At 74.2% G+C, this 16,889-nt stretch carries 16 protein-coding genes; 13 read left to right on the top strand and 3 right to left on the bottom strand.

Going from position 1 to position 16,889, the window contains the following annotated elements:
- Nucleotides 1-42 precede the first annotated feature (42 nt).
- Nucleotides 43-195, top strand: a complete 153-nt coding sequence (locus tag ETD83_RS42265; RefSeq protein ID WP_171064052.1) for a hypothetical protein — start codon at nt 43-45, stop codon at nt 193-195.
- 15 nt (nt 196-210) lie between these two features.
- Here the strand turns inward: ETD83_RS42265 and ETD83_RS06670 are convergent, their stop codons facing one another.
- Nucleotides 211-585 carry an FKBP-type peptidyl-prolyl cis-trans isomerase gene (locus ETD83_RS06670; RefSeq protein WP_138644167.1) on the bottom strand — a complete coding sequence of 125 codons (375 nt, stop codon included), beginning with the start codon at nt 583-585 and terminating at the stop codon, nt 211-213.
- Nucleotides 586-718: 133 nt separating this feature from the next.
- Between ETD83_RS06670 and ETD83_RS06665 the strand changes: the two genes are divergently transcribed.
- Together ETD83_RS06665 and ETD83_RS06660 are read left to right on the top strand one after the other, a co-directional pair.
- A complete protein-coding gene (locus ETD83_RS06665; RefSeq protein WP_138644166.1) occupies nt 719-2,770 on the top strand; it encodes a hydantoinase/oxoprolinase family protein in 2,052 nt (683 codons plus the stop codon).
- Nucleotides 2,767-4,593, top strand: coding sequence for a hydantoinase B/oxoprolinase family protein (locus tag ETD83_RS06660; protein ID WP_138644165.1), 1,827 nt, complete (start codon nt 2,767-2,769; stop codon nt 4,591-4,593). Before ETD83_RS06665 ends, ETD83_RS06660 begins: the two co-directional genes overlap by 4 nt.
- On the opposite strand, the gene ETD83_RS06655 is transcribed toward ETD83_RS06660, so the two are convergent.
- Nucleotides 4,539-5,186 (bottom strand): uridine kinase family protein, encoded by a 648-nt coding sequence (locus tag ETD83_RS06655; RefSeq protein ID WP_205717520.1) that lies wholly within the window; start codon nt 5,184-5,186, stop codon nt 4,539-4,541. The genes ETD83_RS06660 and ETD83_RS06655 overlap by 55 nt on opposite strands.
- A gap of 30 nt (nt 5,187-5,216) precedes the next feature.
- Between ETD83_RS06655 and ETD83_RS06650 the strand changes: the two genes are divergently transcribed.
- The 9 genes from ETD83_RS06650 (at nt 5,217) to ETD83_RS06610 (ending at nt 14,568) form a co-directional block, all read left to right on the top strand.
- Nucleotides 5,217-6,623 carry an acyl-CoA synthetase gene (locus ETD83_RS06650; protein WP_138644164.1) on the top strand — a complete coding sequence of 469 codons (1,407 nt, stop codon included), beginning with the start codon at nt 5,217-5,219 and terminating at the stop codon, nt 6,621-6,623.
- Between the two features lie 111 nt (nt 6,624-6,734).
- A complete protein-coding gene (locus ETD83_RS06645; protein WP_138644163.1) occupies nt 6,735-7,667 on the top strand; it encodes an ABC transporter ATP-binding protein in 933 nt (310 codons plus the stop codon).
- Nucleotides 7,664-8,488, top strand: a complete 825-nt coding sequence (locus ETD83_RS06640; protein ID WP_138644162.1) for an ABC transporter permease — start codon at nt 7,664-7,666, stop codon at nt 8,486-8,488. Before ETD83_RS06645 ends, ETD83_RS06640 begins: the two co-directional genes overlap by 4 nt.
- Before the next feature lie 48 nt (nt 8,489-8,536).
- A complete protein-coding gene (locus ETD83_RS06635; protein WP_138644161.1) occupies nt 8,537-9,805 on the top strand; it encodes a sensor histidine kinase in 1,269 nt (422 codons plus the stop codon).
- The gene (locus tag ETD83_RS06630; protein ID WP_138644160.1) at nt 9,802-10,407 is read left to right on the top strand and encodes a response regulator transcription factor; all 606 of its coding nucleotides are present in this window, start codon (nt 9,802-9,804) and stop codon (nt 10,405-10,407) included. The genes ETD83_RS06635 and ETD83_RS06630 overlap by 4 nt, the downstream gene beginning before the upstream one ends.
- Nucleotides 10,408-10,428: 21 nt before the next feature.
- Nucleotides 10,429-11,592 carry a pyridoxal phosphate-dependent aminotransferase gene (locus ETD83_RS06625; RefSeq protein WP_138644159.1) on the top strand — a complete coding sequence of 388 codons (1,164 nt, stop codon included), beginning with the start codon at nt 10,429-10,431 and terminating at the stop codon, nt 11,590-11,592.
- A 98-nt stretch (nt 11,593-11,690) separates the two neighbouring features.
- Complete coding sequence (locus ETD83_RS06620; protein ID WP_230420728.1) at nt 11,691-12,653, top strand: carbamate kinase; 963 nt, start codon at nt 11,691-11,693, stop codon at nt 12,651-12,653.
- Between the two features lie 41 nt (nt 12,654-12,694).
- Complete coding sequence (gene bar / locus ETD83_RS06615; RefSeq protein ID WP_138644157.1) at nt 12,695-13,801, top strand: barbiturase; 1,107 nt, start codon at nt 12,695-12,697, stop codon at nt 13,799-13,801.
- Between the two features lie 68 nt (nt 13,802-13,869).
- Nucleotides 13,870-14,568: an SseB family protein gene (locus ETD83_RS06610; RefSeq protein WP_138644156.1), complete on the top strand. Its 699-nt coding sequence runs from the start codon at nt 13,870-13,872 to the stop codon at nt 14,566-14,568.
- A gap of 37 nt (nt 14,569-14,605) precedes the next feature.
- Here ETD83_RS06610 and ETD83_RS06605 read toward each other — a convergent pair whose 3' ends face one another.
- Nucleotides 14,606-15,613: a DUF2332 domain-containing protein gene (locus ETD83_RS06605; protein ID WP_138644155.1), complete on the bottom strand. Its 1,008-nt coding sequence runs from the start codon at nt 15,611-15,613 to the stop codon at nt 14,606-14,608.
- An 81-nt stretch (nt 15,614-15,694) separates the two neighbouring features.
- On the opposite strand from ETD83_RS06605, the gene aroC reads away from it, so the two are divergent.
- Nucleotides 15,695-16,888: a chorismate synthase gene (aroC, locus tag ETD83_RS06600; protein ID WP_138644154.1), complete on the top strand. Its 1,194-nt coding sequence runs from the start codon at nt 15,695-15,697 to the stop codon at nt 16,886-16,888.
- Nucleotide 16,889: the final 1 nt, after the last annotated feature.

Genomic DNA, 16,889 nt, shown 5'->3' with positions numbered 1-16,889 from the left:
GACGGCATACGAGGTGTCTTAGGGTCTCGTGGGCTCGGAGATGTGTATAAGAGCCAGACCAGCGGCAGGGCGGCGGGCGGGCCGGACCGCGCGTCCGCCGCCCTGCCGATGGTCGTCGCGTTCGGCTCCGGCGGGCTCGTCGCGCTCATCGGAGTGGCGCTCGGCTACCTGCTGGGCCGCCGCTCCCGCCGCTGAGCGGCCGGAGGGACGTCAGTTCACCGCGACGAGGTCGACGACGAAGATGAGCGTCTCGCCCGGCTTGATGGCCGGGCTCGGGCTGCGGTCGCCGTAGGCGAGGTGCGGCGGGATGACGAGCTTGCGGCGCCCGCCGACCTTCATCCCGGCGATGCCCATGTCCCAGCCCTTGATGACGCGCCCGGCGCCGAGCTGGAAGTCGAACGTGCCGCCCCGGTTCCAGGACGCGTCGAACTCCTCGCCGGTGGACCACGACACGCCGACGTAGTGCATCGACACGTCCGAGCCCTTCGCGGCCTCCGGACCGTCGCCCTCGCTGATGTCGGTGATGTCGAGGTACGTGGGCGGCTGTCCCTCGGGGAAGTCGATCTCGGGGCGTTCCAGGGCCATGAACGGGCTCCAGCGTCTCGTCGTGATGGGAACTGCTCAGCCTAGCCGTAACGCGCCCTCACGAAAGAGGATCCGGCCCGTTGGCAGATTGCGACGGTTTCGCAGGTGGGCGGCGTCCGGTAGACCCGTGTGCATGAGGCGGCTGCGGATCGGGATCGACACGGGCGGGACGTTCACCGACGTCGTCGCGCTGGACGAGGACGGCGGCGGGCTCGTCACCACGAAGACGCCCTCGACGCCCGCCGACCCGGCGGAGGGGTTCGCCGGCGGCGTCGCGAAGGTCCTCGCCCTCCTCGGCGCGGAGCCGGCGGACGTGGCCGCGCTGTCGCACGGCACGACCGTCGCGACGAACCGGCTCCTGGAGGACCGGATCGACGACCTCGGCCTCATCACCACCGAGGGCTTCGGGTCGATCCTGGAGATCGCGCGGCAGAGCGTCCCGGACGGCTACGGCAACAGCTACTTCTGGGTGAAGCCGCCGCGGATCGTCCCGGCGCACCGGGTGCGGACGGTCGGCGGGCGGCTCGACCACACCGGCGCCGAGCTGCGTCCCTTCGACGAGGAGTCGGCGGTCGCGGCGGCCCGCTGGTTCCGCGACGAGGGGATCCTCGCGATCGGGGTGTGCTTCCTGCACTACTACGCCGACCCGTCGCACGAGCTTGCGATGCGGGACGTGCTGGCCCGCGAGCACCCGGACGCCGTGGTGTCGCTGTCGTGCGAGGTGCTGCGCGAGTACCGCGAGTACGAGCGGTCGGTGACGACGCTGGTGGACGCCGCCGTCAAGCCCGCGATGAACGGCTACCTCGCGCGGATCACGGAACGGCTTTTGGGGCGGGTCGCGTCCCGGCTGCTGGTGATGAAGAGCAACGGCGGCGTGCTGTCGGCGGAGGAGGTTGCCCGCCAGCCGATCACGACCGTCCTGTCGGGCCCGGCGGCGGGGGCGCTCGGCGCGGCGTTCGTGGTCTCCCGCAGCGGGCACGGCTCGGTGGTGACGCTGGACGGCGGCGGGACGTCCACCGACGTCGCGGTCGTCCTGGACGGCGAGCCGACCCTCACCACCGAGGGCTCGATCGGCCGCCATCCCGTCAAGATCCCGATGATCGACATCGTGACGGTCGGGGCGGGCGGCGGGTCGGTCGCGTGGCGGTCGCCGGAGGGCGCGCTGAAGGTCGGGCCGCGCAGCGCGGGCGCCGACCCCGGCCCGCTCTGCTACGGGCGCGGCGGCACCGAGGTGACGGTCACGGACGCGCACGCCGTCCTCGGCCGCGTCCCTCCGCATCTGCTCGGCGGCGAGGTCCCCCTGGACGTGGCCGCCGCCCGCGCGGGCCTCGGCGCGCTCGCCGAGGGGCTCGGCCTGCCGGTCGAGCGGGCCGCCGCGGGCATCCTGGAGATCTCGGCGTGGAACCAGGCCAACGCCATCCGGCAGATCACCGTCAAGCGGGGCCTGGACGTCCGCGACTACCCGCTGGTCGCGTTCGGCGGGTCCGGGCCGCTGCTCGCGTGCCGGCTGCTCGACGTCCTCGGCCTGCCCGCCGCCGTCGTCCCCGAGAACCCGGGCAACCTCTCGGCGTTCGGGCTGCTCACGGTCGACGTGAAGAACGACTACGTCCGGACGCGCGTCGTCCGGGACGCGGAGCTCGACCCCGCCCTCCTGGACGCGGTCTACGCCGACCTGGAGACGGAGGCCGCGCGGGCGCTGGCGCGCGAAGGGTTCCCGGAGGCGGGCCGCCGCTTCGCCCGCTCCGCCGACCTGCGCTACTACGGGCAGGCGTTCGAGGTGCGGGTCCCCGCGCCCGCCGGGCGCCCGGACGAAGGGTTCCGCGCCGACGTGGTCCGCCGGTTCCACGACGCCCACGAGGCCCTCTACGGCTACTGCCACCGGGACGACCCGCGGCATCCCGTCGAGTGGGTCAACCTGCGCGTCTCCGGGATCGGCCCGATCGCCCGGCCGGACCTCACCGAACGGCCGAAGGGAGACGGCGACCCGTCGCGCGCCAGAACCGGCACGCGGGCGGTCTACTTCGACGAGTGGGAGGAGACGGCCGTCTACCGCCGCGAGAGACTCGCCCCCGGCGACACCGTGACGGGCCCGGCCGTCATCGAGGAGTTCGGCTCGACGCTCCCGCTGCACCCCGGCTTCACCGCGGACCTCGACGGCTACGGCAACCTGGTGGTGACCCGATGACCGCACCCGGGATCGACCCGATCCTGCTGGAGATCGTCGAGGGGACGCTCGCGTCCGTCGAGCGGGAGGTCGAGACGGCCATCGCGCGGACGGCCCGCTCCCCGATGATCCGGGACGCGCACGACTTCCGCGCGGGCATCCACGACCGCCGCCTCCGCAAGCTGACCGGACGCTCCTACTCGGCGCTCGTCCAGCCGATCGCCCGCGACTTCCCGCTCGGGGAGATGCGGCCGGGCGACGTGTTCTTCCACAACGACGTGTACCTGTCGGAAGGCGGCATCGGGCATCTGCCGGACCTGTGCGTCACCGTCCCGGTGTTCCACGGCGGCGAGGTGGTCGCGTTCGTCCAGGCGTTCGGCCACCACGACGACATCGGCGGCGCCGTCCCCGGGTCGATGCCGAGCCATGCCCGCAGCGCGTTCGAGGAGGGCCTGATGGTCCCGCCGATCAAGCTGTGGGACCAGGGCGTCCCGAACCGGGCGGCGCTGACGATCATGACCCGCAACTCGCGGATGCCCGACTCCCTCGCCGGCGACCTGGACGCCGAGTGCTCCGCCTGCCTGATGGGCGCCCGCCGCCTCGGCGACCTGTTCGCCCGCTACGGCCGCGCCGGCGTCGAGGCGTGCTTCGACGCGATCATCGACCGGACGACGGAGACGTTCCGCCGCGAGCTGCTCGCCAAGATCCCGGACGGCACGTTCGTCTGGGAGGACTACGCCGAGCACGACGGCGTCGACCCGCCGCGCCTGCACGCCCAGCGCATCACGCTGACGGTCGACAAGGCGGCGGACGTCCCGCTCGTCATCGACTTCGCCGGGACGTCCCCGCAGGCCAAGGGCCCGATCAACCACGCGGGCGACTACTGCGACGGGGTCTTCCTGAAGAAATGGCTGGCGCCCGTCCTGCGGAACCTGGCCGACACGCCGGAGCGGGCCGCCGAGATGGACGTCAACGAGGGCGTCGTGCCGCTCATCGAGATGCGGTTCCCGGAGAAGGGCACCCTGCTCACGCCCGTCTTCCCGGCGCCGACGAACGCCCGCACGTTCGTCATCCTGCGGCTGCTCGGCGTCCTCGCGGGCGTCCTGGCGAAGGCCACCGGCGGACGGATGCCCGCCGACCAGGAGACGATCCGCTACACCGGCGTCTACGGCGAGGACGACCGCGGCCCGTACCTGATGCGGGAAGTCCTCGGCGGGGGTTCCGGCGGCCGCTACTACGCGGACGGCGAGGACACGATCCACGTCGTGCCCGACTCCCGCAACATCCCCGCCGAGTTCGCCGAGGCCCGCTGGCCGTTCATCGTCGAGCGCCTCGGCCTCGCCGCCGACTCCGGCGGGCCGGGGGAGTACCGGGGCGGGCTCGGCTACGACAAGCACATCCGGATGCTCCGCGACGCCCACTACATGTCGATCGCCGACCGGTCGATCCTGTCGTGCTGGGGCGTCAACGGCGGCCGCGCCGGACGTCCCTTCCGCGTGGACATCGACGGCGAGGAGATGGACGGCCTCGTGGACGACCGGCCCGTCAAGGCCGGGCAGGTCATCCGCATCCGCACGACCGGGGGTGGCGGCTGGGGCGACCCCCTGGACCGCGACCCGTCCCGCGTGGCGGCCGACGTGCGCGACGGCAAGGTCTCCCTCGAAGGCGCCCGCGACGACTACGGCGTCGTCCTGACCGGCGGCCTCGTCGACGAACGAGCGACCACGGCCCTGCGGGCGCGGCGGCGCGCCGAACGCGGCCCGGCGCCGTTCTTCGACCGGGGGCCCGGCTATCCCGAACTGTCCGGCGGGCTGTCAGCCGCCGACGTCGACGCCGTCGAGTAGGTCCGGAAGCGATGGGACGTGAACGCGGTGCCGTCCACGAGGAGGTCGGACCGGGCGCGGGTGCCGTCGGCGGCGAAGAACGCCGTCTCGCGGATGCTCCATGCGTCCCAGGCGCCGGCGTACTCGGGGCCGTCGCGGTCGATGGCGCGGGCGCGGCGCAGGTCGCGCGGCGCGTCGATCCAGATCCGGAACGCGGCGGGCGACCCCGCCCACGCGGCCCCGACGCCCTCGACGATCAGGACGGGCCCCACCGGGATCTCCTCCTCCGCGCCGTACACGTCACGGTGCCAGTCGTAGCGGCGCAGGGCGGCGGGCCGCCCGTCGCGGAGCGGGTCGAGGACGGCCGCGCGGAGCGGTCCCCACCAGGTGAGCGGGTCGGCGTCCCACGGCACCCGGAAGTCGTCCGACCGCACCACCGGCGCGCCCACGAGAACCTCCGCGAGATGACCGGCGAACGTCGACTTGCCCGCGCCGCTCGGCCCGTCGATCGCGACGAGGCGCGCCGGACCGCACGACGGCGGCAGGGCCGGCAGCCGCGCGGCGAGCGCGGGGTAGGTCAGGGCGGCGCCCGGCGTGAACGGCACGGACGGCATACTTCCAGGACGGACGGAGAGGGGCCACGAATGGACCTGCTCGGCGCGACGGGCGGCGGCTCGGTGCGGATCGCGGGACGCGGCCTGCCACGCGAGGAGCTGCTCGGCTGGGCGTCGGCCGTGGCCGCGGAGATCCGGGGCGCGGACGCCGTCGCCGTGCACGCCACGGCGTCCCTGGAGACGGTCGCGGCGGTCGTCGGCGGCCTCCTCGCGGGCGTCCCGGTCGTGCCGCTGCCCCCGGACTCCGGCCCGGCCGAACGCGCCCACATCCTCAACGACTCCGGCGCGGGCCTCCTCCTCGCCGCCCGCGACGCCACCGCACGGGCGGAGGGCGAACCACCGCTCATCCCCGTCGACGCGCTCCCGCACGACGGGAACACGAACACCGGGCCGGACGCCGGGGCCACCGCGCTGATCCTCTACACCAGCGGGACGACGGGCGCGCCGAAGGGCGTGCTGATCTCGCGCGGCGCGATCGCCGCCGGGCTGGACGCGCTCGCAGACGCCTGGGCTTGGACGCCGGACGACGTCCTCGTCCACGGGCTGCCCCTCTTCCATGTGCACGGGCTCGTCTTGGGCGTCCTCGGGGCGCTGCGGGTCGGCTCACCGCTCGTGCACACGGGACGGCCCAAGCCCGACTCCTACGCCGCTGCGGCTCAGAACGACGGCGGGAGCCTGTTCTTCGGCGTCCCCACCGTCTGGTCGAGGACGGCCGCCGAGCCGTCCGCCGCGCGGGCCCTCCGCGGCGCGCGGCTGCTCGTCTCCGGCAGCGCGCCCCTGCCCGTGCCCGTCTTCGAGCGGCTCGCGCGGCTCACCGGGCACCGTCCGGTCGAGCGGTACGGCATGACCGAGACGCTCATCACGATCAGCGCCCGCGCCGACGGCGACCGGCGTCCCGGCTACGTCGGCACCCCGCTGACCGGCGTCGAGACCCGCCTCGCCGCCGAGGACGGCGGCCCCGCCCCGGCGGACGGCGAGACGCCCGGCGAGCTGCACGTCCGCGCCCCGCTGCTGTTCAAGGGGTACCTCAACCGCCCCGACGCCACCGCGGAGTCGTTCGCCGCGGACGGCTGGTTCCGCACCGGCGACATCGCGACCATCGGCCCGGACGGCTGGCACCGCATCGTCGGCCGCGCGTCCACCGACCTGATCAAGAGCGGCGGCTACCGGATCGGCGCGGGCGAGATCGAGAACGCGCTGCTCGCGCATCCGGGCGTCCGGGAGGCCGCCGTCGTCGGAACCCCGCACGACGACCTCGGCGAGCAGGTCACCGCGTACGTCGTCGCGGACGGCGTCGCCGAAGGGCAGCTGATCGACTTCGTGGCGGAGCGGCTGTCGGCCCACAAGCGCCCCCGCGTGGTGCACCTGGTCGGGTCGCTGCCGCGCAACGCCATGGGCAAGGTCGTCAAGACCCGCCTGGGCGACATCACGCCGTAGCCGCCGGCGCGGCCGCATGACACCTGTCATGCCGATCGGCTGACAGGCGCCGCCTGAACCGGTGATACGCGCTTCTACCGGCGGACTCGCCCCGATCGCGACGCTTGGGGCATGGATACGAGCACAGCCATCCGCGTCGAGGGACTCCGCCAGCGGTACGGGGACTTCGAGGCCGTCGCCGGGATCTCCTTCGAGGTCAGGACCGGTGAGCTGTTCGCGCTCCTCGGCACGAACGGTGCCGGCAAGACGACGACCCTCGAAGCCCTGGAGGGGCACCGGGCCGTCCACGAGGGGACCGTCCGGGTCCTCGGCCGCGACCCGCACCGCGAGCGCCGCGCCGTCCGGCCCCGGATCGGCATCATGCTGCAGGAGGGCGGCTTCTTCGCCGACCTCACCGTCGCCGAGACCGTCGACCACTGGCGCGGCTTCACCCCCGCGCCCCGCGGCCGCGACGAGGCCGTCGCCCTCGCCGGCCTCACCGAGAAGGCCGGCGTGCGGGTCCGGCAGCTGTCCGGCGGCCAGAAACGCCGCCTCGACCTCGCGCTCGCGCTGCTCGGCCGTCCCGCCGTGCTGTTCCTGGACGAGCCGACCGCCGGCATGGACCCCGAGGCCCGGCACACCACCTGGAAGATCGTCCGGGACGTCGTCGCGAGCGGCGCCACCGTCGTGCTGACCACCCACTACCTGGAGGAGGCCGAGCGGCTCGCCGACCGGCTCGCCATCCTGCACCGGGGCCGGATCAAGACGTCCGGGACGGTCGGCGACGTCGTCGCCGGGTACGGCGATCGCATCAGCTTCCAGCTGCCCGGACGCGTCCGGGTCGCCGAACTGCCCGCGCTGGGCGGCGCCCGCGCCGACATCACCGTCGACGGCGGACGCACCGTCGCCTCCTACACCGTGACCGGCACCGGCCTCCAGGCGGGCCTGTACGACCTGCTCCGCTGGGCCGAGGAGGAACGGGTCCCGCTGGACGGCCTGCAGGCCCGCAGCGCCTCCCTCGAAGACGTCTTCCTCCGCACCGCCGCCGAAGGAACCACCCGATGAACCTCGCCGCGACCTCCCTTCCCGCCGTCTCCCTCTCCGCCATGCTCCGCGTCTCCCGCCTCGACCTCACGCTCCTGTGGCGCAACAAGTCGTCCCTGGTCACCGTCTTCGGCCTGCCGGTGGTGTTCGCGGGGATGCTCGTCCCGATGAAGGGCGTCGACATGGGCGGCGTGGACGGCGCGCTCCTGCAGGGCACCGGCCACCTCGGCTTCTTCCTCGTCTTCGGCGTCCTGATGAACCTCGTCACCGTGTTCACCGCCCGCCGCGAGGACCTGACCCTCAAGCGGCTCCGCGGCACCGCGCTGTCGGACGCGGAGATCACCGGCGGCAGCGTCCTCACCGCGACCGGGATGTACGCCGTCCAGGCGCTGGCGCTGCTCACCGTGCTCGGCGTCGCGCTCGGCGGCCGGTTCCCCGCCGACCCGGTCCTCGTCCTGGCGGGCCTCGCGGGCGGTGTCGCCGTCTTCGCGGCCCTGGCGTTCGCGCTCTCCGGCGTCAGCCCGAGCGCCGAGCTGGCGCAGCTCACCGTCCTGCCGATCGTGTTCGGCTGCATGCTCGGCGCCGGCGTCATGTTCCCGCTGGACGACCTGCCCGGATGGCTCGCCCAGATCAGCCGGTTCACCCCGCTCAGCCCCGTCGTGGAGATCACCAGGACCGGGTACTTCGGGCAGGACTTCCACGACCACTCCGCGCACCCGTCCGTCGGCGTCCTGGCGGGCTGGCGCACCTGCCTGCCGTCCTTCGGCGTCCTCGCCCTCTGGGCCGTGCTCGGCCGCGCGCTCGCCGCCCGCTGGTTCCGCTGGGAACCCCGCCATGCCTGATCGACCGCCCGGCACCGAATACAGTGCGGGACGGGAGGGAGGCGGGACATGACGGTCGCGACCACGGCGGACCTCGAAGCGCGCGACACCCGCAGGCTCGAACGCTACCGGCGGATCACCTACCGCTCGTTCCTGTGCGCCGCCGTCGGCTTCGTCGTGCCGAGCCTCGCCGGGCTGGGCATCGCCTACACCGACGGCCGCATCGGCGTCCCCCTCGCCGTCCTGGTTCTCGCGGGACTGGCCCTGCTCAGCTGGTACTACGCGCGGCTCGTCAAGACGGGCCTGGCGGGCAGGGCGTCGCGCCGCGACATCGTGCTCAGCGGTACGCTGGCGGCCGCGCTGAGCGTGATGATCCTGACCGGCCCGCTGTTCAACGTCATCCCGGCCTTCTGGGTGTCCGCGGTGGTGCTGTCACCGCTCAGCCGCAGGCAGATGGCCGCCCTGTGCGTCGTCGTCGCGGCGTTCTGCTCGCTCCTCACCACGGTCGCCGCGCAGCGTCTCGCCCCGGACGGAGCGCTCCCCTGGTACGGGCTCCTTCCGCTCATGTTCGGGATCTACGTCGTCGGCTGCGGCGTCACCGTTTTCCTCAACCGGTACCAGCGCCGCATGTGGGAGATGCACCGGGAGACCCACGCCGCCCGCGACGCCCTCGCCCGGCTCGCGGTCACCGAGGAGCGGCTCCGCTTCTCCCGTGACCTGCACGACCTCCTCGGCCACAGCCTCTCCCTCATCGCGGTGAAGAGCGAGCTGGCCATGCGGTTGGCGGGCACCGACCCCGACCGCGCCGGCGCAGAGATGGCCGACGTCCGCCGGACCGCGCGGGAGGCGCTGCGCGAGGTGCGGTCCGCCGTCAGCGGGTACCGCGCCGCCGAGCTGGACGCCGAGCTGGCCGGAGCCCGGGCCGTGCTGGAGGCCGCCGGGATCCGCTGCGAGATCGGCGACCCGCCGGACACGCTGCCGCCCGAGGTCCGCTCGGTGCTGGCCTGGGTCATCCGGGAGGGCGCCACCAACGTGATCAAGCACAGCGAGGCGCGGCGCTGCGCCGTCGCGCTCACCGCCTACGACGGGTCCGTGGTGCTGGAGATGCGCAACGACGGCGTCCACGGCCCCGCCGCCGGGCAGGGTGACGGGAGCGGTTCCGGCCTCACCGGGCTCGCCGAGCGCGTCGCCGTCCTCGGCGGCGAGGTCACGTCCGGGCGCCACGGCCGCGACGGCTTCCTGCTGCGCGCCGCCGTCCCGCTCCCCGCAAGCGACAAGGGCACCGCCCCCGGCAAGGGCGCCGCTCCCGCCGGGGCGGTCGCCGGGAGGACGGCGTGATCCGCGTCCTGCTGGCCGACGACGAGCACCTCATCCGCGGCGCCGTCGCCGCGCTGCTCGGCCTGGAGCCCGACCTGGAGGTCGTCGCCGAGGTCGGCCGCGGCGACGAGGTCGCCGCCGCGGTCGCCGAGCACGCCCCGGACGTCGCCGTCCTCGACATCGAGATGCCCGGCGCGGACGGCCTCACCGTCGCCGAACGCCTCACCGCGTCCGGCGCCCGCTGCTCGATCTGCATCCTGACGAGCTTCGGCCGCCCCGGCTACCTGCGCCGCGCCATGGCCGCCGGCGTCCGCGGCTTCGTCGCCAAGGACGCCCCCACCCAGGAGCTCGCCGCCGCCATCCGCAAGATCCACGACGGCGGCCGCTACCTGGACGCCGAGCTCGCCGCCAGTGCCATGGCGGCGGGCGACAATCCCCTCACCGACCGCGAACGCGAGGTCCTGCGCCTCACCGGCACCGGTGCCGAGACCGCCCGCATCGCCTCCCAGCTGCACCTGTCCGAGGGCACCGTCCGCAACTACCTGTCCACCGCCATGACCAAACTGGGCGAATCCAACAGGCTCGCCGCCGTCCGCGCCGCACGCGACATGGGCTGGATCTGAGGGCCCGTTAGTCTGTTCGGCGTGAGCGAGCCTCTCGTAGCGCGGATGCAGGAGTTCGGCGAGACGATCTTCGCCGAGATGTCGGCCCTCGCCGTCCGGACCGGCGCGATCAATCTCGGCCAGGGCTTCCCGGACGAGGAAGGCCCGAAGGCCGTCCTGGACGCGGCCGTCGAGGCGATCCGGACCGGCGCGAACCAATACCCGCCCGGGCCGGGCCTGCCGCAGCTCCGGGAAGCGGTGTCGGCGCAGCGGCTGGCGCGGTACGGGTTGTCGTACGACCCGGCGACCGAGGTTTTCGTCACCGTGGGCGCGACCGAGGGCATCGCGGCGTCGGTGCTGGCCCTCGCGGGTCCCGGCGACGAGGTCATCGTCTTCGAGCCCTACTACGACTCCTACGCGGCCGTGATCGCGCTCGCGGGGGCGGTGCGCAGGCCCGTCACGCTCCGTCCGGTCGAGGGGCGCTTCACGTTCGACCCCGACGAGCTGCGCGCGGCGGTCGGCCCCCGCACCAGGGCGATCCTGGTGAACTCGCCGCACAACCCCGCCGGGACCGTGTTCACGCGCGCCGAGCTGGAGGCCATCGCCGGTGTCTGCCGCGAGCACGACCTCGTCGCGATCACCGACGAGGTGTACGAGTACCTGACGTTCGACGACGCCGAGCACATCCCCATCGCCACGCTGGACGGCATGCGCGAGCGGACGGTGTCGGTGTCGTCCGCGGGCAAGTCGTTCTCCGTCACCGGCTGGAAGACCGGCTGGGTGACCGCGCCCGCGCCCCACGTCCGCGCCGTCCAGACGGTGAAGCAGTTCCTCACCTACGCGGTCAGCGCCCCCTACCAGCGGGCCGCCGCGTACGCGCTGGCCAACGAGATCCCCTGGGTCGAGGAGCTGCGCAAGTCGCTGCAGGCCAAGCGCGACCGGCTCATCACCGGCCTGGAGGCCGCAGGGTTCAGCACGTACCGGCCGCAGGGCACGTACTTCGTCCAGGCCGACATCCGGCCGCTGGGCTTCACCGACGGCATGGCGCTGGCGCGCGCACTGCCGGAGAAGGCGGGCGTCGTCGCGATCCCGACGCAGGTGTTCTACGACCACGCCGAGGCGGGCGCGCATTTCGTCCGCTTCGCGTTCTGCAAGAAGGACGAGGTCATCGACGAGGCCGTGGAACGCCTCGCCCGCCTCCGCTGAAAGCCGGCGGGGAATCAGCGCGGATTGCCGAAGAAACGACGCCCGTTGGGCGGATTTCGCCCATGAGCGGGACGTCCGGCGCCGCTAGCGTTCGGCCTGTGAGCTGGAACGGCGGAGGCGCGCTCGACGGTGAGCGGGTCCTGATCGCGCTCGGCGGCAACGCCATGACCGCGCCGGACGGCAGCGCCGCGCCGGACGCCCAGGCGGCGGCGATCGAGGCGGCGATGGGACCGGTGGCGGACCTGGTCGCGGCGGGCGCGCGGGTCGCGCTCACGCACGGGAACGGGCCGCAGGTCGGCAACCTGCTGATCAAGAACCGGCTGGCGGCGGGCGTGGTGCCGCCGGTCCCGCTGGACTGGTGCGGCGCGCAGACCCAGGCCACCGTCGGTGTGATGATCATGAACGCGCTGGAGCGGGCGCTGGCCGGGCGGGACGCGGCGCGGCCGGTGTCGACGGTCGTGACGCGGACGCTGGTGGACGCCTCCGACCCCGGGTTCGCGGCGCCCGCCAAGCCGATCGGCCGGTACTTCCCGGAGGCGGACGCGCGCCGGGCCATGGCGCGCGGCGAGGTGTGGCGGCACTTCGGGGAGCGGGGCTGGCGGCGTGTCGTCGCGTCGCCGGAGCCGCTGGAGATCCTGGACGCGGACGCGGCAGCCGTGCTGCTGGACGCTGGGCACGTCGTCGTCGCGGCGGGCGGCGGGGGAGTGCCCGTGGCCCGCGTGGACGGGGCGCTCCGCGGCGTCGAGGCCGTCGTCGACAAGGACCTCGCGGCGCAGCTGCTGGCGCGGCGGCTCGGCGCGTCCACCCTGGTGATCGCGACCGACGTGGAGTACGCGATGGCCGGGTTCGGGACGCCGGCGGCGCGCCCGCTGCGCCGCACGACCCCCGGCGAGCTGGCGGAGCTGGCCGCCGCCGGGCACTTCGCCGGCGGCAGCATGGGCCCGAAGGTGGAGGCCGTGCGGCGGTTCGTCGCGTCCGGCGGCCGGCGCGCGGCGATCGCGTCGCTGGCCCGGCTCGGCGACGCGACACGCGGCGAGGCCGGGACGATCATCGAGGCGTGACCCGGGGTAGAGAGCGAACAGAGCAGCTGAGGAGCGATGACGTGCCCGATCCGATCGAAGTCCGCAAGATCCCCATCGAGAGCGTGACCGACGCGTCCGGGCTGGCCCGGCTGATCGACGACGGCGTCCTGGACGCCGACCGGGTCCTCGCCGTCGTCGGCAAGACCGAGGGCAACGGCGGCGTGAACGACTACACGCGGCTGCTGGCCGACCGGGCGTTCCGCGAGGTGCTGATCGCCAAGGGCACGCGCCCCGCGGACGAGGTCGGGCGCGTCCCGCTGGTGTGGTCGGGCGGCACCGACGGCGTCCTCAGCCCGCACGCCACCGTGTTCGCCACCGTCGACCCCGCGACCGCGCCGCGCTCGGACGAGCCGCGCCTGTCCGTCGGCGTCGCGATGAGCGACATCATCCGGCCCGAGGACATCGGCCGTCCCGCGATGGTCGAGACCGTCGCGGCGGGCGTCCGCGAGGCGATGAAGCTCGCCGGGATCGACGACCCGGCCGACGTGCACTACGTCCAGACGAAGACACCGCTGCTGACGCTCGACACCATCAACGACGCCAAGGCCCGCGGGCACGGCGTCGTCACCGAGGACACCCTCAAGTCGATGGACATCTCCAACTCCACCACCGCGCTCGGCATCGCCGTCGCGCTGGGCGAGATCGAGCCGCCGTCCGCCGCGCAGATCCACCAGGACCTGTCGCTGTACTCGTCGGTGGCGTCGTGCTCGTCGGGCGTGGAGCTGGACCGGGCGCAGATCGTCGTCGTCGGCAACGTGCGCGGCATCGGCGGCCGGTACCGCGCCGGGCACGGGGTGATGAAGGACGCGCTCGACGCCGACGGCATCTGGGACGCCATCGCCTCGACCGGCCTCGACCTGCCCGCCCGGCCGCGCACGTCCGATCTCGGCGACCGGCTCGTCAACGTGTTCATCAAGTGCGAGGCCGACCCGTCCGGCTCGGTCCGGGGCCGCCGCAACATCATGCTGGACGACTCCGACGTGCACTGGCACCGGCAGATCAAGGCGTGCGTCGGCGGCGTCGCGGCGTCCGTCACAGGCGATCCGGCGGTGTTCGTGTCGGTCGCGGCCGTGCATCAGGGGCCGTCCGGCGGCGGCACCGTCGCGGCGATCGCCGACCTCGGCTGACGAAAGCGAAACGGAGAGTATCCGAATAGACACCCACAGCGGTCGCCGGAGGATATAGCCTTCCTGCCGTGTCCGGACTGACCATTCCCGAACCGCAGTTCCCGGAGGACGACGGCGGCGCCGACCCGCGGCTCTGCGAGGCGCTCGCCGGGTACGCCGCCGGGCGCGTCGGCGCGCACGTGGTGCTGCGGCGGCTGCGGGGCGCGAGGCTGCTCGTGCCGATCGTCGCCGTCCTCACCGAGGAGGAGGACGTCGAGCCCGGCGAGCCGCGCCGGGAGAAGTCGAGCGACATGGCGCTGCCGACGCTGATCGGCGACGACGGCCGGCGCGGCGTGCTCGGCTTCACGTGCACCGAGACGATGAAGGCGTGGCGCGACGACGCCCGTCCCGTGGCGGTCCGCGCGGGCGAGGCGTGCCGCGCCACCTTGGACGAGGGCGCCGACGCCCTGGTCGTGGACGTGGCGGGCCCCGTCCCGTTCGCCGTGGACGGCCTGCGCCTGCACCTGCTCGCCGAGGGCCGTCCCGTCCCGCCCCCGCACGAGGACCCGGACGTCCTCGCCGCGGTCGAGGCCGCGTTCGGCTCCGACCAGTCCGTCAGCGGCGTCCGCGTCACCGAGGGCGAGTCGACGGAGCTGGCCGTCCGGTTCGCCGTCGTCGAGGGCCACGACGAGCGCCGCACCGTGCAGCGGGTGTCCGACCGCCTCGCCGAGCTGCTGCGCGGCCACATCGTCGGCGGCGTCGAGCTGAGCGTCACCCGCCGCGCCTGAAACCCGCCGGCGCCGGTGGCGTCCGGCACGAGATCGCCTAGAACCAGGTGATCGGGAGGCCGTGCGCGGGGCCTTCGCCGAGGATCCTCCGCTCGCCGTCCGGCCACGTCCGCAGCGTCACGACCTGGACGGAGTGGAGGCGGGAGGCGTCGCGGGCCTCGAACGTCAGGTAGGCGACGGGCGCGTCCACGGTGGCGGCCGCACCGGCGTTCTCCACGTGCCGGACGACACGCGCCGCCTCGTCCCCGGACATGTACGGCTGCATCGACGAATGCCACACGACCGTGACGGCGCCCGGTTTCGGGGCGAGACCGTCCAGGAACCCGGCGGCTCCCGCCCGCACGACCTTCGCCGGGACCCGTGCGGCCACCTCGAACGCGGCCAACAGCCGCTCGACCCGCGCCGTCTGGTCGGGCCACACGTACGACAGCAGCCGCAGCCGCGCCTCCGGGGAGGACGGGTCCAGCGGCGCCGGGTCGCAGCCGAGCCGTTCCGTGACGGTGAGCGGAACGTCCGGCGGGAGGGCGCCGTGCCAGGCGTCCGGCAGCACCACCGGCGAGCTCGGCCCGTAGCCGCCGTGCCCGTGCAGGATCCGGAAGTGGTCGGCCCGCAGGTTCAGGCCCGCGCTCGCGCCGATCTCCAGCAGCCTGACCGGCAGGCCGTGCCCAGCGGTGGCCGTGAGCAGCCCGCCGACCAGCGGGGACGCCCGCCCGACCTCGTTCGTCTGCGGCGGGTCGGCGAGCCCGGCGCGGATCTCCGCCGCGTGCCGGGCCAGGACGTCCCGGAACGCCGGCCAGGCGTCCAGGGGGTCCGCTGTCCCGCCCGCGGTCGGGTAGTGGGCGGCGAGGTCCGGCACGCGCCCCTCCAGCACGAGCCGGTGCACCGTCCCCAGCATCCCGATGACGAACCCGGCCTCCGTCCGCTTCCCGAGCACGTCCCCGACGAGCTCCGCCGCCTCGTCCGCGGCCCGCGTCAGCAGCTCCGCGTACATCGGCGACCCCAGCTCGGCGCACGCCCTGGCCTGCTTCAGCAACTGCTCTCTCATCGCCCTCCCATCTTCCGCGACGAGCCTCCCAGATGGCGGCCGCCGTCACGGGGGACGCCACGGACTCAATAGGATCAGGGCATGCTGCGCTGGTTGACCGCGGGGGAGTCCCATGGCCCGGCCCTGACCGCGATCGTGGAGGGGCTGCCGGCCGGTGTGCGCGTGACCTCGGCGGACATCGCCGAAGAACTGCGCCGCCGGCGGCTCGGCCACGGGCGGGGCGCCCGGATGAAGTTCGAGCAGGACCAGGTGACGATCGTCGGCGGCGTCCGGCACGGGGTGACGCAGGGCGGCCCGGTCGCGATCGAGGTCGGCAACACCGAGTGGCCCAAGTGGGAGACGGTCATGTCGGCCGACCCCGTGGACGCCGACGTCCTGGCGGCGCTGAGCCGGGGGCAGAGTGGAAGAAATGCGCCGCTGTCGCAGCCGCGGCCCGGCCACGCCGACCTCGTCGGCATGCAGAAGTACGGCTTCGACGACGCGCGGCCCGTCCTGGAGCGGGCGAGCGCGCGGGAGACGGCGGCGCGGGTCGCGCTCGGCACGGTCGCCAAGGCGTTCCTCAAGCAGGCCCTCGGCGTCGACGTCCTGAGCCACGTGATCGCGCTTGGCGAGGTCGAGGCGCCCGACGGCGTCCTGCCCGAGCCCGGCGACCTCGCCCGCGTGGACGAGAGCCCGGTGCGCTGCTTCGACGCGGACGCGTCCGCCGCGATGGTCGCGCACATCGACGACACCAAGCGGGCCGGCGACACGCTCGGCGGCGTCGTGGAGGTCCTCGCCTACGGGCTGCCGCCCGGCCTCGGCAGCCACGTCCACTGGGACCGGCGGCTCGACGCGCGGCTCGCCGGGGCGCTGATGGGCATCCAGGCGATCAAGGGCGTGGAGCTCGGCGACGGGTTCACCACCGCGCGCCGCCCCGGGTCCCGCGCGCACGACGAGATCGACGGCACGCCCGAGGGCGTCCGCCGCCGGACGAACCGGGCGGGCGGCGTCGAGGGCGGCATGACGACCGGCGAGGCGCTGCGCGTCCGGGCGGCGATGAAGCCGATCTCGACCGTCCCGCGGCGGCTCGACACCATCGACGTGAAGACCGGCGGGCCCGCCAAGGCGATCAACCAGCGCAGCGACGTCACCGCCGTGCCCGCCGCCGGCGTCGTCGCGGAGGCGATGGTGGCGCTCGTCCTCGCGGACGCGGCGCTGGAGAAGTTCGGCGGCGACTCCGCCGAGGAGACCGCCCGGAACCTGCGGGGATACCTGTCCTCCCTGACCATCAAGTGAA

This window comes from Actinomadura soli (assembly GCF_005889715.1).
GTDB lineage: Bacteria > Actinomycetota > Actinomycetes > Streptosporangiales > Streptosporangiaceae > Spirillospora > Spirillospora soli.
This window is presented reverse-complemented; position numbering and strand designations above follow the sequence as displayed.